Raw genomic sequence first — 22,040 nt, 5'->3', positions numbered from 1 at the left:
AGGTGATTTGCGTTGCACAGCAGAGTATATGACCTGCACCGCAAGGAAGTAATCAATGTACGTGACGGAACCCGTCTGGGAAATGTTGGGGATGTGGAAATTGACACCGACACGGCCTCGGTGCTGGCGCTGGTCATTTACGGCAGGCTGCGCTTTTTCGGTTTGTTCGGCCGGGAAGACGACAAAATTGTGCCGTGGTCGGACATTCGGCTGATTGGGCAGGACATCATTCTGGTGGATACCTCATCTCCGCTGCGTGACAGCAAAAAAAAGGGTTTGGCCGTAAAAGAAGAAGGGCCGCCCTCTCCGCATGACTCCTCTCTTTAAATGATGCACATACAAAAGCCCGTTTTGAACTGCACCCCCAAAGTGAAACAGTATGGTATGCTGTAACTACTTTGGGGGTGTTTTCTATGCTGTCACGAAATCACCGTGAAATATCAAATGCCATGTTCGCGTGTACAGTTTTGTCAGCTTTACCGTATGGCATAAAAAGTTTTCTGCACTTACTTGACAAATTTCCTGCAAGTATATACAATCATATATAAATTTATATATTACCATTTTGCTTATAATTTAGATTGTCAGGAGTGGTACACAATGATATGCCAAAAAAGAATTACAGAAGCCTTTTGCAGCTTGACGAAAATTGACAGCCCGTCTTTTGGGGAACGCGCCATGACGGACTTCCTGACAAAACGCCTACAAGAATTGGGGCTGACCGTTGTGGAGGATGATGCCGCCAAAAAGACAAATGGCACCGCCGGCAACCTGCTGGCAACCCTGCCCGGCACGCAGGAGGGTGAGCCGCTTTTGTTTGCTGCGCATATGGATACTGTGGCACCAGCACTTGGGAAAAAAGCAACGGTTCACCCGGATGGCACCATCACCAGCGATGGCACTACCGTGCTTGGTGCGGATGATGTCAGCGGGCTTTCCATCATTCTGGAGGCACTGGAATCCATCAAAGAGGACTCTCTTCCCCATCGCCCACTGGAGATTCTATTCACGATTGCGGAAGAACCCTATGACTGCGGCAGTGAAGTATTCGATTACAGCAAGGTCCACGCAAAGGAAGCCTATGTGCTTGACCTCAGCGGCGCGGTGGGTGGCGCAGCTTATGCCGCACCCACCATCTGCTCCTTTACGTTTGAGCTGACCGGCAAGGCCGCGCATGCCGGATTTGCCCCGCAGGAGGGTATTCATGCGGTTGCGGCGGCGGCCTTGGCAGTCAGCAAGTTGAAAATGGGAAAATCGGATGAAGAAACAACGCTGAATATCGGCACCATTCAAGGCGGAACAGCAACCAACATTGTACCGGATAAATGCGTAGTCAGCGGAGAACTGCGCTCCTACTCCCACCAAACTGCCGAGCGGGTTCTGCAAAATGTGATTACCGTGTTTCAGAATGCTGCAAAATCATTCGGCGCGTCCTGCCGTGTCAGCAGCCGCTTTGGCTGCTATGCCTATGAAATTTCCAAGAGTCATCCGGTTGTGCAGCGCTATGCCGCTGCCTGCCGCGCATCCGGCGTGGAGCTAAATCTATTTCGTACCTTTGGCGGCAGTGACGCAAACCAGTTTGCGCGGCACGGCATTTCGGGGCTGGTCATTTCCAGTGCCATGTATCGCTGCCATTCCTGCGATGAATACACAACCACGAAAGATTTGCAGAAAGCGGCGAAAGTTACACAGAAACTCATGACAGCGAAAATTTAAAAATTTTTGCTTATGGTGGATTTTGCTCCAACGTTCCAAACATGGCGGCGAACGAAACCGCCAAAGTAGTACAAGCTCCCATAAAGACAACAAAACGAAGCGGCAGCCGCAGTTTTCGAGTATTGCGGTTGTCGCTTCGTTTTGAGAATAATATGGAAAAGTGTGTTAGAAGCGTGCTTTATTTCTTGCTGTAATCAGGTACCGTCCACAGACCGTTGTTGTTTTTGTCGAGGTAGGTCTTAAATTCATCAGACTGGTAAGCGGCGGCAATATCCTTTGCCCACTGGCTGTTTTCATCGGAATCTTTTACAACCAGATGCAGCATCAGGTCGGGCAGAATGTCCTCCTCAAGCAGTGCGGTGGAGGGGTCAATTTTTGCATTGTATACGATAGAGCCGGTAATAACAATGAAATCAAAATCGGAGCGCACAGATGGAATATTTAGGGATTTCATTTCTACAAACTGGATGTGGTACGGGTTTTCTGCAATATCCTCCTGTGTGGCCTTGGTAGGTTCTATACCGGCTTTCAGTTTAATCCATCCAGCTTTCTGCAGCAGCACATAGGCGCGTGCGGTGTTGGCAGCGTCATTTGGAACAGCAATCTTGGATCCATCGGTAAGCTGTTTCAGCGCAGTTTTGGAACCGGAATAGATACCGGCCGGAACCGTTGGAATCGGTGTGACCGCCGCAAGATGTCCGTTTTGCGTTTTGTTAAAATTGTTCATATAGGTTACATGCTGTTCTACATTAAAGTCAACCTCGCCGTCATTTAGAGCAGAATCGGCCTGCGAAAGGTCAGACATATCGACGGCGTTAATTTTGTATCCTTTTTTCTCCAGAATGGGCTGAACTCCTTTTTGGAAAAGTTCGCTGTACGGCCCCTGCGATTTACTGAATTTTAATTCCTTTTTTGCCTGCGCGGTAGAAGCAGTGCTTCCGGACGACGAGAAGGCAGTTTCACCGCAGCCGGTAAGGGAAACGGACGCAAACAATGCAGCAAGTCCGAGTGCGGTAATTTTACGGATGATAAAATCCTTTTTCATAATGAAATACCTCTCCTCTCAAATTTCTTCTGTGTTTTGAAAATGTGCATTTTTATATCATGACTTTGCGTTGTAAAAAGTCTTGAGAACCTTCCTTGCAGGTTCTCTCTGTCTTGTTGCTTCCTGTTTTGCTGTTTATTTATGCCGCAGCCTGCGGGAAAGAAAGTTTCCCAGCACTTGAATCAGCTGCACAAAAACAATGAGCACAATGATAGTGAACAGCATCAGCGGGAAATTCATACGCTCATAGCCGTAGGTTAGCGCCAAGTCACCAACACCGCCTGCACCGATAGCACCCGCCATTGCGGTGGCACCCAAAAGGCCAATGGCGCCGTTAGTCAATGCAAGGATAAGCGAACCGCTGGATTCCGGCAACAGGAAATGCCAGATGATTTGAAATGTGGTGGCACCCATAGACTGCGCCGCTTCTACAATGCCACGGTTTACTTCCAGTAAGGAACTTTCCAGCAAACGCGCAAGGTACGGAGCAATGAACACGACCAATGGAACAATGGCGGCTGTTGTACCGATACGTGTGCCAACAATAGCCTTCGTCAGCGGCATAATAAAAACCATTAAGATAATAAACGGAATACTGCGCACCACGTTAATGACAGCATTCAGAATGCCGTACACGATTTTGTTTGGGCGGATGCCGCCTTTTCGAGTCAGCACAAGGATAACTGCCATGGCGGCGCCAAGAATGGTGCCGATAATTAAAGCAATGCCGACCATATAAATAGTCTGCTGTGCCGCCAGCAGGATTTTTTCATTTGGTATGTCAAGGTCAATCATACGGCTACCTCCTCAAAGTCAACATCCGATTTTTGGATATACGTTTCCGCTGCCGCAATTTCTTCCCGCGGGCCAACCAGCTGAAGCACCAGTGTGCCAAGCACGGTTCCTTGCAGTTCATGTACAGAAGCAAACAGAATGTTGGTTTCCACATCAAATTTTTTATTGATGGCGGAAATCAGTGCTTCACGGGAATTGCTGCCAAGAAAGTGCAGTCGCATAATGGTGCTGTTCCGTGTCTCGGTGGCAATGGATTTTTTAATACTTTCCGGTATGTGGTCATCAATGACCGTGGAAACGAAATCTTTGGTAATGGATTCTTTCGGGTGGCTAAAAACATCCAAAACCGTCCCCTGCTCAACAACACGGCCGCTTTCCATAACAGCAACACGGTTGCAAATTTTTTGAATAACGTTGATTTGATGCGTAATAATCAGGATAGTAACGCCCAGCTCCCGGTTGACCTTTTGCAGCAGTTGTAAAATGGAATCGGTCGTTTTGGGGTCGAGCGCGCTGGTGGGTTCGTCACATAACAGGATGGACGGCTGTGTCGCCAGTGCGCGGGCAATGCCGACACGCTGTTTCTGCCCTCCGGAAAGCTTTGCGGGGTAGGCATCCCACTTATCAGAAAGTTCAACGAATGTGAGCAGCTTCTCCACCCGGTCGGCGATTTGTACTTTGGATATATGGTTTAATTTCAGCGGCATGGCGACGTTGTCAAAGACCGTGCGGGAATCCAGCAAATTGAACTGCTGAAACACCATGGCAATCTTCTTGCGTTCCTTGCGCAGTTCGGCAGGGGGAATCTTTTCCAAGTCTTTTCCCTGCACCAATACCTGACCGGCAGTTGGTGTTTCCAGTGCGTTTACCATACGCAGCAAGGTGGATTTTCCCGCGCCGCTGAAACCGATAACACCGAAAATGTCGCCCTTTTCGATGGTAAGGTTCACTCCGCGCAGTGCATTAACATTTTCGGTGCTGCTTGAAAATTCCTTGCTGACATTTACAAACTGAATCATGCTATCTGGCCTTCTTCCCTTCTTCGTTTCGCTAATCTATACAATTATTATATGAATTGTCTATATTGTATGTAAAAGTGGAGCGTCTGTCAAGTAAAAAATCCCAAATAAAAGCACTGAGAATTTATATACTATTTTAGTAATGTATCAAATGGAAGCGAAAACAGTCTGCAAAAATACATTTTACAGCTGTTATAAAATACTTTCATGAATCATGATTACACAAACAAAAAGGCAGGGCCTGCTAAACAGGGCCTGCCTTTTTGTTTGTATCCGTTTGTATCAGCCGTCTTGTCTGGCGGCCGCAATCACTTTTTCCGCAATCTGCGGCGGGCACTGTTCATACCTTGCGAAAGCAAAAGTATAAGTGCCCTGGCCCTGAGTCACCTGACGCAGGAAGGTAGAAAAGTCCGCCATTTCTGATACCGGCACTTCTGCTTCAATCGTTTGGTAGCCGGTCTGTGCCGGTTCCATGCCCTGCACACGGCCGCGGCGCTTGTTGACAGCACCCATTACATCGCCCATATTGCCATCCGGAACGGTTGCTTTCAGCGTACCGATTGGCTCCAGCAGAACCGGGTCCGCCTGCGGCATACCGGCTTTATAGGCTAAGCTGGCCGCTGTCTTAAAGGCCATTTCAGAACTGTCCACCGGATGGTAGGAGCCGTCATACAGGGTCGCGTGCAGTCCCACCACCGGGTATCCGGCCAGCGGCCCGCTGGAAATGCACTCCCGCAGCCCTTTTTCTACGGCGGGGAAATACCCCTTCGGCACGCTGCCGCCGACAACGTGCTCGTCAAAGACCATATCTTTGCTGTCGCAGGGGCTAAACGCAATCCATACATCACCGAACTGCCCGTGGCCGCCGGTCTGCTTTTTGTGGCGTCCCTGTACCTTTACAGTCTTGCGGATTGTTTCGCGGTAGGGCACACGCGGTGTTTTTAGAACCGCCTCTACGCCGTAGCGATTCTGCAGTTTGGAAAGCACAACGTCTAGATGCTGTTCACCCAGACCGGAAATAACCATTTCATGTGTTTCCACATTATTTTCATACCCAATGGTCGGGTCCTCTTCCATCAGGCGGAAAATAGCCTGCGCAATTTTATCTTCCTCGCCCTTCTGCTTTGGCAGAATAGCCATGCGCAGCGGCGCGTTGGGATAGTCCACGCCGTCCAGCGTCACCTTGCGGGCAGGCGCACACAGGGTATCCCCTGTAGCAGTTCCGGACAGCTTCAGCACTGCACCGATATCGCCGGCGGGAATCACACGCATATCTTCCTGCTTTTTGCCGCGCATCAGCACCACCTTGCCGATATGCTCACTTCCACCTGTACGCATATTGATAAGGATGCCGTCCTGTTCCACTTTTCCGGAAACGCACTTGAGGAAACTGACCTTGCCGACAAAGGGGTCCGCAATCGTCTTAAAACAAATTGCCGCCGTTGCCGCTTCTTCATTTACCTGCAATTCCACCGGGTCGTCGTTGACATCCGTGCCGATTTCAGCGGCTTTTTCCGCCGCGCTGGGCAGCAGCCAGACAATCCCATCCAGGAACTGTTCCATGCCGCGCATCAACAGTGCATCGCCGCAAAATACCGGCATAATGGTGCCGGCCTTTACGCCGTGGGACACGCCGACAATGACTTCCTCCGGTGTAAATTCTTGTCCAGAAAAATACTTTTCGAACATCTCGTCACTTGTTTCAGCAACAGCCTCACAGATGGCCGTGCGTAGTCCCTGCAAACGGTGGTCCCCCATATCCGGCATTTTCACCTCGACCGGTGCGCCGTTGGAGTAATCATAGGCCTTGTATTCCAGTAAATTAATATAAATATTTGCCTGCCCGTCCTGTATGTACGGCACGACAACCGGGCAAACCGCCGGACCGAAGCTCGCTTTCAAATCCTCAAACACATGGTAAAAGCGAGCGCTCTCATCGCACAGTCCATTGACAAAGAAAGCTTTGGCCAGCCCGCGGCTGTCTGCCGCGGCAACGGCCTTTTTTGTGCCGACACACACGCCGTCACGTCCACTGACGGCAATGAGCACACTGTCCGCCGCACGCACCGCTTCGGCAGCTGCACCGGCAAAGTCGAACAGCCCGGGAGCGTCCAGCAGATTTATTTTATATCCCTTCCACTCCAGCGGTGCCACTGCGGCGGAAATGCTTACCCCGCGGCGAGCCTCCTCCGGGTCGTAATCACATACGGTATTGCCGCTGTCCACTTTGCCGAGGCGGTCAGTCGCGCCGGAAAGCTTCAGCATAGCTTCCGCAATACTGGTCTTGCCGGCGCCGGAATGGCCTGCCAGCGCAATATTTAAAATGTTTTTTGCAGAATACGATTTCATTGCTCTTTCTCCCTTCACGGGTAGTTGTTTTTAATAAATATCTATTATCATATTGCCATAATTATATATCATATTACCACACAAGGCAAGAGATTCAGCAACATTTGATAACTAATACATATGTATATAATCCTTTTTGTGCAAAATATCAAAATGCATTCCGTGTGCAGCGTCTTTCGTGGGCAAAAGCAGGCCGCTGCTAACCATAAAAAAAGCCGGTGACCCACACGGGGCCATCAGCTTTCCTATATTCGATTGGTTACGGTTTCCGCAATTTTGGTACCAGCCAAATAGCCAAACACCAGAACGCTTCATAAATAAATATGCCCAAGGTACTGACCTGCTGCATACCTTTCTGCCAGCACAGGAAGGCTACCAGAACAAAGCCCAGCACTGCACTGACGTTCTGCAAAACCACGGCAAGCGAGATGTTCGACCGCTGCCGCACACAGGCTGTTACCAGACGCATCATCGTTGTGGTGCGCCCTCTGGTCGCAATCAGCGCATTTGCTTCCTTCTTCGGCTGCTTTTCCATGGACTCATATACCTGTCCCAACCGGTCCGGCAGGACACGTACCGTATGCGTATCCAGCCCAAACAGAGCCGCCAGAAACGGTGCCGTCACATTGGGGTCATTGCTGCGCACAATCAGGGAAATGCCATTATCTTCCATGCGCTGCAGTTCCTGTGAACGGTGACGGTCCGCTTTATAAGTGATGATAAACATAGCAGACAGCTCACCGCTGACTGAAAGGTAAACAACCTGACGGCCGCCCTTCATGTATTTCTTTTCCAGTTCTTCACTGGACGGCGTCACATTGTGGTGGGACAGCAGCTTCCGGCTGCCAATCAGCACACGGCGCCCGCCAACCCAGCCGGAAATGCCAAGGCCGTCCTCATACTGGATATTTTCCACTTTGGGCGCACCCGCCATCTGGCTGCGGGTAATTTGACTGAACAGACTGCTCAGCGGGCCGCCCGCTGCCTGCAGCAGGGCCGCCGCATCGATAATAGCAGAATCCATCTGCTGGCCGCGGAACGTTTTAATGCCGTTCAAAACAATGCTTCCGCGCGGGAATAAGTCCTTTGCGTCTACCAGCACTGCATTGGCACCCGAAAAATACTGCACAGCCGGGAAGCCGATAATCATGCCGCCGCACTGTGTCGCCACATGGCTGACACGCGACAGCGGAAGGTTAACTGAAAGCATATTCATCAGCGGAATGCTTGCACAGGTTGCCGCCGCAAAAGCGGTCAGCGCGCTGCCCACGTCCCCCGGCTGAATGAACAGCAGCATCAGCAGGAACAGTATCAGGCTGGCACAGAACAAAACCGGCGCAAGGAACTGGCTGCTGCGGTCACTGGGATCATCGCTGTAAGACAGGCGGAGGAAGTTTTTCAGGAATCCGGTTTCCCGCTGGCAGGCAATTTCCGGTGTATCTATGGTAACACCTTCTGCCATCTGCAGGGCCGTGTTGTGGTCATCAAACTTTTCCACCGCATATTTTTTACCCGGTGACGTGATATAATGGAAATTCTTATTTACGCGGCGTACCATCAGCAGTTTCCCAAGCGTATTGAGGAACAGCGCTGCACAGACAACCACTGTATACAGGTACAGCTGACCCTTGCCAAAGGCGTTTTGCGCAAATAAAGAATACACGCCCTGTATCAAACCGACGATACTGGCAACTGCCACACCGCTGTCCGCGTTGGCCCGCAGTCGGACCAGTGCTTTCAGTCCGCCAAACACGGTGACACCGCAAAAAGCGACCGCCACTGCAAGGAACACAAGGCTACTTAATAGGTAAACGGTTGTTCCAAGTGCCGAAGTACCCAGAATACCAAATTCACCCATCACACCGAAAATCAGTTCCAGCACACTGCAGATTCCGGTAATGGAAAGCCGAAGCGCCAGCTCCCGCAGATCCCCGCCAAGCTGGTGGAAAATAGCTGCTGCGTCTTCCGGCGCATTGTAGTCGTCCAGTTCTTCCGGCCTTCCCGCAATATGCAGCGGCTGCGGTTTTCTCGCTGCGGGCTTTTCCACGGGTGGTGTTCGGTGCTGCGGTTCCTGTATCTTTTTGTCCGGCTGTACAGGTGTACGGCTGGATGACTTCTTTTTGGGCAGCTCCGCTTCTTTAACCGGCTCCTGCGGCTGATCGGCCGGTGCGCTTTTTTCTGTCAGCTGTACAATCGGACGGCCAGACGCCTTTTTCTTCAGCGGCTTTTCCTTCACATCTGTTTTGTCTATCGGGACAGCCGCGTCTGCAAAGCGGTCCGGCACCTTCGCCGGAACAACCGGCCTGCTAACCGGTATCGCTGTTTCTTCCTGTTTCTCCGCTGCCGGCGCCGCAATCACTGGGCGGGAAGCCCGTTCCTCTTTGCGGGGCATCTTCTCCTCTTTGGGTGCGCTGCGGCTGACACGCGGATAAGCGCGGGACTCATTAAAAACAGGCGTTGTCAGGTCATTCAGCGGTACAATATGTACCGGCGTACCAGTGGGCCGGTACGTTGTCTTTTCACCTTCCGGCAAATGTGCATCTATCTGCGGATTCTGTACCGCCTGCATAGGCAGTGGCCGTTCCTGCGGGTCCTGTATGGACGGCTTGTCTTCTTCTTTCCGGGGACGTTCCCGCGGTTTCTGCGGCTCTTCCAGCGGAATTGGCTGCTGGCTGATGTCCACGCCTTTTTTTGCCGCCTCTTTGCGGATATCATCTAAGCTGATGGCCGTTGTAATGGAATAAATATCTTCTTTGGCCACGTCATTGGTGCCGGTTTCTTTGACCACTTCATTGACACGGCGGCGGCGCTTTTCATGCAGGTTCTTCAGTTTTTCCCTCATGGCCGGGTCAATACCGGTATCGTCCTTATCAAACAGGTAAGTAAAGGTGCCTGTCTTTTCGCTATCCTCTTCCGGACGAATGGGTTTAAAGGAGAGGGTTTCCTCATACTCTTTCTGGTATTCCTCGCGGGACTTGAGTTTCAGGCCATAATAAGGGTCTTCCTCCTCCGCCGTTTCTTTTTTGTTCCGGCGGCGAAGTTTGTCCTGCTTCCTAAGGCTCATCTCTTCTTTTTTCTTTTTTCGGCGGTTCTTTTTCTCTTCGTGCTTCTTTTGCTTTTCTGTAGCAGCCGATTCTTTGGCTTCCTGACGGACACGCTCTTCCTGTCCTTTTTTCTGTTCGCGTTCTTCTTCTGCCTGTTCCCGCTCCCGGGCACGCTCTTCTTCTTCCTGCTGCTGCTTTTTCTGCAGTGCCTCTTGGCGCTCCTTCTCCTCCCGCTCTGCTTTTTCACGGGCTTCATGATCCTGTTTTTCCTGCAGTTCCTGCCGATGTTTTTCCTGCTCTTCGCGCTGTTTCCGCTCTTCCTGCGCTTTTTTCTCGCGGGCTTCCCGTTCTTGCTTTTCCTGCAGTGCTTTGCGGCACTTCTCTTCTTCCTGACGCCGCTTTTCTTCCTCTTCCCGGCGTCTTTGCTCTTCCAGCTTTTGCTCCGCCTCTTCGCGGCGTTCTTTTTTGGCAGTAGAAGAAAAAGCCATGGCATCTGCCATTGGTTCTTCCGGTTTTTGAAGGGAATTCTCCGGTGTATCTGCTATATGATTTTTGTCCTGGTTCTCCATCTTACTCCCCACTTTCTACTTAGCGTTTAGAGTGGATCCCCGCGCGCTGCCGCAGAACTTCATAACATACGATTCCACAAGCGACAGAAGCATTCAGGGAATTGATTTTTCCTTTCATGGGCAGGGAAATGACAAAGTCACACTTTTCTTTTACCAGGCGGCTGACACCAAAGCCCTCACTGCCGATGACCATGGCACACGGTCCGGCGTAATCCACGGTGCACCACGGCTCGCCGTCCATATCGGCGGCATACAGCCACACCCCGCGCTTTTTCAGCTCCTCCAGCACAGTTGGCAGGCTATTTACCCGCACGACCGGCACATATTCCACTGCACCGGCGCTGGCCTTACCGACCGCATAGGTCAGCCCAACGCTGCGCCGCTTGGGGATAATCACACCATGCGCGCCCGCGCACTCTGCCACCCGCAGCACTGCGCCCAGATTATGCGGGTCTTCCAGACCGTCTGCCACAATAAGGAACGGCGGCTCTCCGCGGGATTCTGCCAGAGCAAACACGTCGTCCAGCGTTGCATAGGGCTTAACCGATGCAACCGCAACGACACCCTGATGGGCAGCCCCACCGCACATAGCGTCCAACTTGCGGGCATCGGCTTCCTTTACCGGTATGCCAGCTTCCCGGGCTTTTGCCGTCAAGGTGCCAAGGCTTCCGCCGTGCACACCGCGGGCAAGGTACAGCGCCTCCAGCGGGCGTCCGCTTTTCAATGCCTCCGCAACAGCGTTGCGGCCTGCTATCACATCATCGCCGCGCACGCGGCCGTCCTGCTCCAAGCGATTCGGTTTCATTCTGGTTCCTCCATATACATTTCCCATAATATTTGATTATACCACAAGGGTACTACTCCTGCACGCGCTTTCCAAAAAAATGTTGGAAAGTTCATGGTTTCGCCATACTCGGCAGCCATTCCGCAGAATCCGCGGCGTCCCTATTTTCGGCGCAAAAGGATACTCTGTCGAAAAAGCGTTGGGCACCAAAAATTGGAACCCACTTTCTGCTTTTTTCCCGCTGAAGCCCCCCGTTATACAAACTGTATTTCCACAGGTTTACATAATTTAAGTTGAAAACTTGGTGGAGAATGTGGAAAACTCAGTTGAAACTGTGGATAAGTCAGTACAAAAAGCCGGTGGAAAGGTTATTCACCTCTGGTAAAAACTATATTATGTAAACGAAATTACATGAATTCTTCAACTTTCCGTATTTTCGTGATATACTGTGCAGGAAGAATCGGCTTTCTGCAAATTGGTGAAAGTCCGCCTTAAATTTACATAATTATGCTCTTTATACATTTAGTTGATTCCTTTTACTATTTCATGCAAAGGAGAAAAAATGTTGAATCTTCGCAAAACACTGCTGTGCGGGCAGTGCTTCCGCTGGCAGGAAACCGCACCGGGTGTGTTTTCGGGCACAGCGGGCGGACGCTTCCTGACCGTCTCCCAAAAAGACCTGCCGCTGTTAAAAGCAGACCCTTTTTGGTGCAGCTATTTTGACTTGGGCACCGACTATGACACACTGCAGCGGCAGCTTGCCGTCCTGTATCCCACCCTGCGGGAAGCTGCTCAGCTTGGTATGGGTATCCATATTCTGCGGCAGGACCCGTGGGAAGCACTATGTTCCTTCATTCTCTCACAAAACAATAATATCCCCCGCATTCAGGGAATTATCAACCGGCTGTGCGGCGGCCAGGAAGAATCCCTGCCCCCAATTATGTCCGGCCTGCGTCAGCAGAAAAGCCTGCACCCGTTTCCTTCCGCCGAAACACTCGCGGGCCAAACGGAGCAAGACCTTGCGCCGCTGCGATGCGGCTTCCGGGCACGGTATCTGTTGGACGCCGCCGAAAAAGTTGCCAGCGGTACGGTGAATCTGGAAGCGCTGCGCACCGCACCGCTGGAAGAAGCACGGCGTCAGTTGATGACAATTATTGGTGTCGGGCCAAAAGTGGCCGACTGCACACTGCTGTACGGCCTGCACCGTATGGAAGCTTTTCCAAAAGATGTTTGGATTAAGCGAGCCATGGCACAATGGTTTCCCGGTGTGGCGCCATCATCTTTCGGACCGGCGGCCGGTCTTGCCCAGCAGTATATCTTTTGTTGGGTTCGGCAGCAGGCGGGCCGAACTGTTTCGCACAAGTAAGCCGTCTAGCTGGAAGTTTGTCCTTCTTAATGTTTCTTTTTTATTTGGTTTGTTGTATAATAAGATTTGCCAAAATAAAAGTTAACAGGAGTGTGAGACCCATGGCATTAGTAAACACCAGGGGAATGTTTAAAAAAGCATACGACGGCGGTTACGCAATCGGTGCTTTCAACGTAAACAATATGGAGATTATCCAGGGCATCACCGAAGCAGCCGGCGAGCTGAACGCGCCCGTCATTCTGCAGGTTTCCAAGGGCGCCCGCGCCTACGCCAACCCCACCTATCTGGTTAAGCTGGTAGAGGCTGCTGTGGCAGAGCATCCGGAAATCCCGATTGTGCTGCATCTGGACCACGGTCCGTCCTACGAAATGTGCAAAGCCTGCATTGATGACGGCTTCACTTCCGTTATGTTTGACGGCTCTTCCAAGCCTTATGAAGAAAATGTTGCTGAATCTGCAAAAGTCGTGGAGTACGCACATAAGTACAATGTTACCGTAGAAGCGGAACTGGGCACCCTGGGCGGTGTGGAAGATGACGTTTCCGTTGAAGCGGACAAGGCCATGTACACAGACCCCGACCAGGTGCAGGATTTTGTAAAGCGTACCGGCGTGGACAGCCTCGCTATTGCCATTGGCACCAGCCACGGGGCCTACAAGTTTAAACCTGGCCAGAACCCGAAGCTGCGTCTTGACATTCTGGAGGAAGTTTCCAAGCGTCTGCCCGGCTTCCCAATTGTCCTGCACGGTGCTTCCAGTGTCCCGCAGGAATTTGTAAAGGTTGTTAACACTTACGGCGGCAATATGCCAAATGCAATCGGCATTCCTGAAAGCGAGCTGCGCAAAGCCGCAAAGATGGCTGTCTGCAAGATTAACGTCGACTCCGACATTCGTCTGGCTATGACTGCTACCATCCGCAAGTGCTTCCATGACCATCCGGATTACTTCGACCCGCGCCAGTACCTTGGACCTGCACGTGAAGCAGTCAAGGACATGGTTTCTCACAAGATTACGGATGTTATGGGCTGCAACGGCAAGGCCTAATGTCCGCTCTCTAAATCGCTTTATTTCGTATAAACAAAGCTGCCCACTGAAAGGGATTCCTTTCGGCGGGCAGCTTTTTGTACCAGCAAATGATAGTGCTGGCTTTCGCCGACGTGTTTTAGGGAAAGAATCGAAAATGGTTGGGACAATTCTCGTATCAAATGGTTATCCGCATAGAAATGTGGAATGCCATACTCAGGCCCAGATTCGCGTGTCCTCGTCCACAGCTGGACTGCAGCACGTGATACAGTTCCGCAATGTTTTTCTTTGCCCTGACTGGTGCAGTCCTTCCTTTTTTTACCCTAATAAAAAAATCCACAGGCAGCGTGTCTGCGGATTTTCTTTATTCTTTTACTCTACATACGGCTGGCTGCCGTCTTGCGGATGATACTTTGCACAGGTGCACTTCTTCCACTTCAGGCCGCTGCCGCACGGGCACAGCTCGTTGCGGCCGATTTTATGGCCTTTGTGCTTTTCCGGTGCCGTATGGTCGTCCGTTGTTCCCTCTGCGCCGGAGGCAGCAGTCGGGTCCATGACCTGTTCCCGCTGCGGTTCTTCCGCTGTCTGCAGGCGAACGGTCAGCAGCATACGGGCAGTATTTTCCCGAATGGCATCAATCATCGCATCAAACATATCATAGCTTTCCATGCGATACTCTACGACCGGGTCTTTCTGGCCGTATGCACGCAGACGAATGCCGCGCTGCAGTTCTTCCATAGAGTCGATATGGTCCATCCACTCTGTATCAACGTTTTTCAGCAGAACCACACGTTCCAGTTCGCGGCAAACGTCCTTGCCGAATTTCTCCTCACGCACGCTGCAGATTTCTTCTGCCTTTTCGTACAGAGTTCCGGTCACATCTTCCGGCTTCAGCGTTTTCAGCTCGTCTTCCGTGTAGGAAAGGTCGCCCTGTTTCAGCAGCCATCCCATATAGCGGTCACGCAGGCCATCCATATTCCAGTCGTGCCGCGGGTTATCAATATTGGTTTCATCCATCGGCAGGAAAACCTTCACCTGATTTTCGATTGCCTGCTTGACCATACCCATGATCTGCTCATGCACGTCGGCGCCATCCAGTACCTGGTCACGCTGTTTATAAATAACTTCGCGCTGGCGGGAGTTGACATCGTCATACTTCAGCACGTCTTTACGAATAGCAAAGTTGCGGCCCTCAATCCTGCGCTGTGCATTTTCAATGGTCTTGGTCAGCATCTTGTTTTCAATCGGTGTATCTTCGTCGACCTTCAGTGTTTCCATCATAGCGGATACACGTTCGCCGCCGAACAGACGCATCAAGTCGTCTTCCAGAGAAATATAGAACCGGGACATACCGGGGTCGCCCTGACGGCCGGAACGACCGCGCAGCTGGTTGTCAATACGGCGGGATTCGTGGCGTTCGGTGCCGATAATGTAAAGGCCGCCCGCCTTGCGCACTTCGTCCGCTTCCGGTTTAATTTCCTTTTTATACTTGTCTTCCAATGTGCTGTACGTTTTACGGGCATTGAGGATATCTTTGTTATCCGTTTCCCCATAAGCCGTCGACTGCGCAACCATCTCAGAGCTGAAGCCCATACGGCGCATTTCGCTCTTTGCCATATATTCGCTGTTGCCGCCCAGCATAATATCGGTACCACGGCCTGCCATGTTGGTGGCAATGGTGACGGCGCCTTTTTTGCCGGCCTGTGCAACGATTTCTGCTTCTTTTTCGTGGTACTTTGCGTTCAGGACAACATGCTTAATACCGCGCTGTTTCAGCAGCTTGGACAGCTGCTCACTCTTATCAATAGAAATGGTGCCCACCAGAACCGGCTGGCCGGTTTTGTGGTGTTCCTCAACATCATCAATAACCGCGTTGAACTTCGCCTTTTCTGTTTTATAGACTACATCATGCAGGTCTTTGCGAATCATCGGCTTGTTGGTCGGAATTTCGACAACGTCCAACTTATAGATTTCGCGGAATTCGTCCTCTTCGGTCATGGCCGTACCGGTCATACCGGAAAGCTTGCTGTATAGACGGAAATAGTTCTGGAAGGTAATGGTTGCCAGCGTCTTGCTCTCACGGGCGACCTGCACGCCTTCTTTTGCCTCGATTGCCTGATGCAGTCCCTCATTATAGCGGCGGCCATACATCAAGCGGCCGGTAAATTCATCGACGATAATGACTTCCCCATCTTTGACCACGTAATCTACATCACGCGTCATAACGCCGCGGGCCTTAATCGCCTGGTTCACATAGTGCTGCAGGCCGATATTTTCCGCGTCCGTAAGGTTGTCCACATGGAAGTAGGATTCTGTCTTTTTTACACCGGAGGGCGTTAACGTCGCAGTTTTCGCTTTTTCATCTACAATGTAATCCGCGTCCGTGTACAGCGCGTCATTGTCTTCTTTATCATTCAGTTCCGCAACTTTAACCATTTTCAGCGTCTGGACAAAACGGTCGGCAACTGTGTACATTTCCGTGGACTTTTCACCAGGGCCGGAAATAATCAGCGGAGTACGCGCCTCATCAACCAGAATGGAGTCCACCTCATCGACAATGGCAAAATGATGACCGCGCTGTACCTTATCCTCTTTATAGATGACCATGTTGTCACGCAGATAGTCAAAACCGAATTCGTTGTTGGTGCCGTAAGTAATATCCGCGTTATATGCTTCCTTGCGGGCAGCGCTGTCCATTTCGTGGGTAATCAGACCAACGGAAAGGCCCAGGAAACGGTAAACTTTTCCCATCCACTCACTGTCGCGGCGGGCCAGATAATCGTTGACCGTAACGATATGCACGCCCTTGCCTGTAAGACCGTTGAGGTAAGCCGGCAGCGTGGCGACCAGTGTTTTGCCTTCGCCGGTCTTCATCTCCGCGATACGGCCCTGATGCAGAACAATGCCGCCGAGCACCTGCACCGGGAAGTGACGCATTCCCAGCACACGGGCACTTGCCTCCCGGCAGACGGCGAAAGCGTCCGGCAGAATGTCCTCTACGCTTTCGCCGTCTGCCAAACGTTCTTTTAGGGCGGGAGTCTGTGCCTGCAGCTCTGTGTCTGACAACGCCTTATACTTGTCTTCCTTGGAGATGACAGCATCACACATCGGCTGAATCCGCTTCAGTTCACGCTTGCTGTAATTTCCAAAGAATCTGGACAGAATATTATTTGGCATATCTTCACCTCATAGCGGTTATTAAGAACTATAATTTCCTAAATATTTACATTCAAAATCTCTACATTCTTTTAGATTATAGCATAGAGCGGTTCAAAAGGAAAGGTATTTCAAGGAAACGAAAACAGAAAAAAGCGCGCTCCTGCAGGGAAAGCAGGCGCGTGCCTTTCGGAATTTCTAACGGCAGTGAACTGACTGGCGAAAACTTGATAATTTTGAAAATGTATTTTCTGTCCGGCAGTTAGTCCACTCTCAATATCAATGCATGTGTTTCCGATAAATATAGTTTATGGGAATCCTGGGATAAATAAGAGTCTTTCTCCGGATTCGGCATTAAAATATGGTATTGTTCGCTCTGCTGCAGATTTTCCCTTTTCAGAATCAGTCCTGTTTGCAATTTTTCAGCAGATATTCTTCCGCTTCTGGGCACCAAAGACCATTATGTGCCTCGGTAATCTCTGCCAGTGCGGCAAAGCGTGGGTCTTTTTCTCCAATCTTCGGGAAATCTGAAATAGCAGTCAACGGCATATTCAAATGCGTATAAATCAGCTTTTTTCCACCCGGGATTTTCGGCAGGTTCAATGTTGTTTCCGCTGCAACATTCAAACCTCCAACATGAGTAACCATCACGGCAGGATTGGTCTGCCCAGCAGAGGACAGGCGCAGGGATTCCTTTAAATCGCTCATATTTCCGCCGGTTGTACCAATAACATGGGCCGAATTATAGTGGACATCATAGTAGTTGAGTTTTGCCGAAAACTTTTTATCTGTCGGACCTGCAAAGAAATTAAGGCAGCCATCGCGGCCCAGCACTGCAGAGGCCAGCTCACACACAGAAGTGACCGGCGCAAAGGCAAACACATCGTCATATCCATCCGGTGCATACTTCCGCAGCAGAGCCGCTGGATTATCTTCTCCGGCAATATTTACAAAATGAATTTCCGTTCCGATTTTCGCAGCATCCTCCGCAGAAAACATTCTTGATGCGCGCTCCAGACGTTCTTTGCTGATATCAGCAACCACCAACAAACGGGGGTTGCGGCCACTGTGCAGTGCATAATCAACAGCGCCCATACCCATTGGTCCAGCCGCCGCCAGCAGTGCCATGGTGCCATTCTCCTTTGTTCCCATACTGTGTATATAGCTGCCCATTTCTGTATGGAAGCAAGCGTGCATAGCGCCAATGCAGCACGACATCGGCTCCGCCAAAGAAGCTTCATAATAAGCACGGCCGGTATACGGAATCAGGCAGCCCAGCTCCATCACCTCCGGCGGAATGATGCAATATGTGCAGTCGCCGCCAAAAAATTCATAAGAATATCCCGGGCTCCACATGGTGCCTTTATAGTTTAAAGCCGGCTGCTGTGCGAATTTCATACCCGGCTGGAATTCATTCTGATGTTTTTTGCCGACCTTGACAATATCACCGGCAAATTCATGTCCCATAATTGTCGGGTGTGTATCCACATTCTGCGGCACACGCTTATGTGCCTTTCCCAGAATCGCGCATTTATAAGTAGACATGCAAATGCTGTCAGAAACAACTTTCACAAGGATTTCATCGTCTTTAATATCTGGAAGGTCAAATTCTTCTGTACGAAGATCATTTGCGCCGTACAAACGCACTGCTCTTGTTTTCATTGTATTATGCTACCTCCGTAATGACAACTTTTTTATATAATTTCTTGACTGTTTTCAGTTCCGGAGCCTGCGTGCCGTCACACATAACGCTGGCCGCACTGAAGGCTACCGACAGCTTCGCCTGTTCTTCCCAGCTCATTCTCTGCATGGAACCATAGGCCAGTGCCGCAACCATAGAATCGCCGGCGCCAACTGTGCTCTTTACCGGCACCTGCAGGGCAGAAGCCCGCAGCGTGCTTTCCGATGAACAGAACAGTGCACCGTCGCTGCCCAGTGAAACCACAACACGGCCGACACCATGTTTCATCAGCATTCGTGCCGCACGCAGAATATCCTTTTCACCCAGCAGATGTGTCCCCACCAGTGCCTCCAGTTCTTCTTTGTTTGGCTTGATAAGGTCTGGTTTTGCTTCCACTCCCAGTTTCAGTGGTTCACCGTCTGCATCCAGAAAAACCTGCGCGCCTTCCTGTTTGCAGCGCACCGCCCAGTCCCGATAAAGGGAAACGGGCGCCTCTGTCGGCAGGCTGCCGGCCAAAACAACTATATCCCCCGGCTGCAGACGTTCCAGCAGCAGATTCTGCAAATCCGCAAATTCTCTGCCGGAAACCGCTGGTCCCGGTTCGTTAATATCGGTATTCACACCGCGCACCGAGTCGATAATTTTCAGGTTTGTGCGCGTTTGTCCGGCAGTTTCTATTGACAGCGGCTCTATATGGGGCTGCTGCTGCAGGAAAGCAAGCATCCCTTTCCCCACGCTGCCACCCAGCAATGCCAATGCGGTGGTATCACCGCCCAACACAGCAATACATTTGGAAACATTAATTCCCTTGCCGCCGACATCAGCACGCATGGTCTGAATGCGGTTTACTTCCCCCACGGAGAAATTCGGAATTTCCACGGTCTTGTCCAAAGCCGGATTAACGGTTACAGTATACAGCATGTGCAAGCAGCCTCCATTTAAAAGACACCAGATGTCTGTTTTTCATTATTTTTTCTTCTTTTATAAAAGACCAACAGAATCATTCTTTGTTTTTATTCTGATAGTCCTGCAGGACCAGTCGTACCTGCTGTGCGGTGCGGCAGGACATCACCTGCTCAGTCAAGCGGCGGCAGCTGCCTGCTGACAGCCGGCCCATCAAATACTTTACCTGTGGAAGCGACCCGGCCGGCATACTCAATTCATTCAGTCCCAGCCCCACTAGTAACGGTACTGCCAGCGGGTCTCCCGCCATGGCACCACACATACCCAGTGGAATGCCGGCTGTGTGCGCAGCCTGTGAAGTATGCTGTATCAGACGAATAACTGCCGGGTCAAAATAATCATATAAATAGGATATGGTCTCGTTTCCACGGTCCACTGCCAATGTATACTGCACCAAATCGTTTGTACCGATACTGAAAAAGTCAACTTCTTTTGCAAGAATATCCGACATAATAGCCGCGGCAGGAACTTCTACCATAATTCCAACTGGAATGGACTCATCAAATGGCAGGTGCAATGCCTTCAGCTGTTCTTTTGCTTTTTGCAGCATATCCTTTGCCCGCCGTAGTTCCTGCAGGCCGGAAATCATAGGGAACATAACCGCAATGCTGCCATAAACAGAAGCCCTTAAAATGGCCCGCAACTGTGTAAGAAAAACATGCTCGTTCCTTAAACAGTAGCGAATGGCGCGGCAACCAAGAAACGGATTGCTTTCCTTGGCAATTCCCAAATAATCTACTTCTTTATCGCCACCGATATCCAGTGTACGCACAATCACGCGCCGGTGGCCATAAATTTTTGCTACCTTCTTATAAACGGCAAACTGTTCTTCCTCTGTCGGGGCAGAACTGCGGGACAAATACATCTGTTCTGTACGGAACAAGCCTGCGCCTTCTGCACCCATTGCAAGTGAATTCTGCGCATCCGCGGCCGAACCGATATTGGCTGCGGCAACTATGCGCTTTCCGTCCAAGGTGTGTGCATTCTGTCTGGATGCCTGCATATACCGCTCTTTTCTCTCCTCCTCTCTTTTTATTCTTGCGGAATAGACCTCAGTAGTTTGTGGGGTCGGTGACAACGTAAAAGTTCCTTGCTGTCCATCTAGAATCACCGTATCTCCGGTTTTTATCTGCTCCAGTAAATTTGGGATTCCAACTATGGCTGGAATGCCCAGCGACTTCGCAAAAATAGAGGTGTGGGAGGTTTTTCCCCCTTTCTGTGTGGCAAATGCAAGGATACAGCTGCGGTCAAACTGAATGGTGTCGGACGGCGAGAGGTCGTCTGCGACCAGGATAACCGGCTCGGTCAGATGTTTTAAATGCACTGTTTCACTGCCCGTAAGGTACCGCAGCAGACGCCGGCCAGCGTCCCGTACATCTGCGGCACGTTCCCGCATATACGCGTTGTCCATATTTGCAAATAAAGAAGCATACTGTTCCGTGACGGCTCGGACGGCTTTTTCTGGTGCGTATTGTTTCTCTTTCACCAGTTTTTTCATCGCCGGGCAGAAAGCCGGGTCCGACAAAAAGGTTTTTTGTCCCCGAATGACCTCCGCTTCAGTTCCTTTCAGCTGAGATGAAGCGCAGACAATAAGCCGGTCCACTTCTTTTTTCGCCTGTTCAACAGCGTTTTGCAGGCGTTCCAGTTCCGCCGGTACTTCTTCCGCTGTAATGGTCCGGTCCGCATGGGGCAGGACCCTGCTGCCATACACCAGCGCCTTTCCAACACGGATTCCCTCAGAAACACCGATTCCGTGATAGATTTTTTCTTTCATTCTTCTCACACCTCGCCGATGGTTTATTCGCCGAAATTTGTCTGGAACAGCTGCTCCATTGCAGACATGGCCTCCGCTTCATCGCTTCCGCTGATTTCCACTTGCACGCTCTGTCTGTCTGCCAATCCCAAACTCATCAGGCCCAGCAGACTTTTAGCATCCGCTTCGGAATCATTTCCTGTCTGAATATGGATATCTGAAGCAAACGGTGTCATCGTCTCCACCATTACTTGTGCCGGACGCAGATGAAACCCGTACTGGCTGTGCAGTGTAAATGTCTTTTGTATCATAATCGCAGTGCCTTCCTTTCTTTTCTGTTTACTTACTGCCCTCGTTGATAATATCCAGAATTTCCTGCGGTGTTTTCGCACAGCGCAGGCACTCAATATTTTTGGTGTCCTGCACAGTCAGTGCGATTTTTGTCAACAAGTCCAAGTGTTCATCACCTTTTCCGGCGATACCAATGACCAGATAAGCAATTTTATCCTTGCCGAATATCACGCCTTGCGGGTACTGTACCACAGCAAGGCCTGTGGAAAGAATCTCTTTCTTATATTCATTGACACCATGCGGAATCGCAATTCCTCCGCCAATATAGGTTGTAAACTCCTCTTCCCGTTTCTTCATGCCCCCAATATATCTGGGAGTAACATAGCCGCTGTCTACCAGCATTTGTCCAACGCGCTCGATTGCCCGCTGTTTGCTTTCCGTTTTTTGTCCGATTACAATATTCCTCAGCTGCAAAACCTCTGCTGCCATA

General features: G+C 50.8%; 17 protein-coding genes. 4 read left to right on the top strand and 13 right to left on the bottom strand.

Annotated features, from left to right (window positions below):
• Positions 1 to 12 precede the first annotated feature (12 nt).
• Together GJQ69_RS00460 and GJQ69_RS00455 are read left to right on the top strand one after the other, a co-directional pair.
• Entirely contained in the window at positions 13 to 327 is a 315-nt protein-coding gene (locus GJQ69_RS00460) for a YlmC/YmxH family sporulation protein (protein ID WP_086034902.1), read from the top strand.
• Between the two features lie 273 nt (positions 328 to 600).
• Positions 601 to 1,716, top strand: a complete 1,116-nt coding sequence (locus GJQ69_RS00455; RefSeq protein ID WP_086034901.1) for a M20/M25/M40 family metallo-hydrolase — start codon at positions 601 to 603, stop codon at positions 1,714 to 1,716.
• A gap of 178 nt (positions 1,717 to 1,894) precedes the next feature.
• Here the strand turns inward: GJQ69_RS00455 and GJQ69_RS00450 are convergent, their stop codons facing one another.
• The 6 genes from GJQ69_RS00450 to rlmB form a co-directional block, all read right to left on the bottom strand.
• Complete coding sequence (locus GJQ69_RS00450) at positions 1,895 to 2,761, bottom strand: MetQ/NlpA family ABC transporter substrate-binding protein (protein ID WP_086034900.1); 867 nt, start codon at positions 2,759 to 2,761, stop codon at positions 1,895 to 1,897.
• A 135-nt stretch (positions 2,762 to 2,896) separates the two neighbouring features.
• Positions 2,897 to 3,556: a methionine ABC transporter permease gene (locus GJQ69_RS00445; protein ID WP_174192599.1), complete on the bottom strand. Its 660-nt coding sequence runs from the start codon at positions 3,554 to 3,556 to the stop codon at positions 2,897 to 2,899.
• Positions 3,553 to 4,575, bottom strand: a complete 1,023-nt coding sequence (locus tag GJQ69_RS00440) for a methionine ABC transporter ATP-binding protein (RefSeq protein WP_174192597.1) — start codon at positions 4,573 to 4,575, stop codon at positions 3,553 to 3,555. Before GJQ69_RS00440 ends, GJQ69_RS00445 begins: the two co-directional genes overlap by 4 nt.
• A 282-nt stretch (positions 4,576 to 4,857) precedes the next feature.
• A complete protein-coding gene (locus GJQ69_RS00435) occupies positions 4,858 to 6,924 on the bottom strand; it encodes an elongation factor G (protein WP_086034897.1) in 2,067 nt (688 codons plus the stop codon).
• A gap of 259 nt (positions 6,925 to 7,183) precedes the next feature.
• The gene (locus tag GJQ69_RS00430) at positions 7,184 to 10,537 is read right to left on the bottom strand and encodes a YML083C domain-containing protein (protein WP_174192589.1); all 3,354 of its coding nucleotides are present in this window, start codon (positions 10,535 to 10,537) and stop codon (positions 7,184 to 7,186) included.
• Between the two features lie 19 nt (positions 10,538 to 10,556).
• Positions 10,557 to 11,342, bottom strand: a complete 786-nt coding sequence (rlmB, locus tag GJQ69_RS00425) for a 23S rRNA (guanosine(2251)-2'-O)-methyltransferase RlmB (RefSeq protein ID WP_086034895.1) — start codon at positions 11,340 to 11,342, stop codon at positions 10,557 to 10,559.
• 541 nt (positions 11,343 to 11,883) lie between these two features.
• Here rlmB and GJQ69_RS00420 point away from each other — a divergent pair.
• Together GJQ69_RS00420 and fba are read left to right on the top strand one after the other, a co-directional pair.
• The gene (locus GJQ69_RS00420) at positions 11,884 to 12,687 is read left to right on the top strand and encodes a DNA-3-methyladenine glycosylase family protein (RefSeq protein WP_086034894.1); all 804 of its coding nucleotides are present in this window, start codon (positions 11,884 to 11,886) and stop codon (positions 12,685 to 12,687) included.
• 101 nt (positions 12,688 to 12,788) lie between these two features.
• A complete protein-coding gene (gene fba / locus GJQ69_RS00415) occupies positions 12,789 to 13,727 on the top strand; it encodes a class II fructose-1,6-bisphosphate aldolase (protein ID WP_086034893.1) in 939 nt (312 codons plus the stop codon).
• 20 nt (positions 13,728 to 13,747) lie between these two features.
• On the opposite strand, the gene GJQ69_RS00410 is transcribed toward fba, so the two are convergent.
• From GJQ69_RS00410 to GJQ69_RS00380, 7 genes are all read right to left on the bottom strand, one after another.
• Entirely contained in the window at positions 13,748 to 13,888 is a 141-nt protein-coding gene (locus GJQ69_RS00410) for a hypothetical protein (RefSeq protein WP_174192588.1), read from the bottom strand.
• A 190-nt stretch (positions 13,889 to 14,078) separates the two neighbouring features.
• Positions 14,079 to 16,883 (bottom strand): preprotein translocase subunit SecA, encoded by a 2,805-nt coding sequence (gene secA / locus GJQ69_RS00405; RefSeq protein ID WP_086034892.1) that lies wholly within the window; start codon positions 16,881 to 16,883, stop codon positions 14,079 to 14,081.
• Between the two features lie 381 nt (positions 16,884 to 17,264).
• Entirely contained in the window at positions 17,265 to 18,524 is a 1,260-nt protein-coding gene (locus GJQ69_RS00400) for a zinc-binding dehydrogenase (RefSeq protein ID WP_086034890.1), read from the bottom strand.
• Between the two features lie 4 nt (positions 18,525 to 18,528).
• On the bottom strand, positions 18,529 to 19,464 hold the full coding sequence (gene pfkB / locus GJQ69_RS00395; RefSeq protein WP_086034889.1) for a 1-phosphofructokinase: 936 nt from the start codon (positions 19,462 to 19,464) through the stop codon (positions 18,529 to 18,531).
• A 79-nt stretch (positions 19,465 to 19,543) separates the two neighbouring features.
• Positions 19,544 to 21,280, bottom strand: coding sequence for a phosphoenolpyruvate--protein phosphotransferase (gene ptsP / locus GJQ69_RS00390; protein WP_086034888.1), 1,737 nt, complete (start codon positions 21,278 to 21,280; stop codon positions 19,544 to 19,546).
• Between the two features lie 23 nt (positions 21,281 to 21,303).
• Positions 21,304 to 21,570, bottom strand: coding sequence for an HPr family phosphocarrier protein (locus tag GJQ69_RS00385; protein ID WP_086034887.1), 267 nt, complete (start codon positions 21,568 to 21,570; stop codon positions 21,304 to 21,306).
• A 28-nt stretch (positions 21,571 to 21,598) separates the two neighbouring features.
• The gene (locus tag GJQ69_RS00380; protein WP_086034886.1) at positions 21,599 to 22,039 is read right to left on the bottom strand and encodes a PTS mannitol transporter subunit IIA; all 441 of its coding nucleotides are present in this window, start codon (positions 22,037 to 22,039) and stop codon (positions 21,599 to 21,601) included.
• Between the last annotated feature and the right edge of the window lies 1 nt (position 22,040).

The organism is Caproicibacterium lactatifermentans (genome assembly GCF_013315815.1).
Lineage (GTDB): Bacteria > Bacillota > Clostridia > Oscillospirales > Acutalibacteraceae > Caproicibacterium > Caproicibacterium lactatifermentans.
This window is presented reverse-complemented; position numbering and strand designations above follow the sequence as displayed.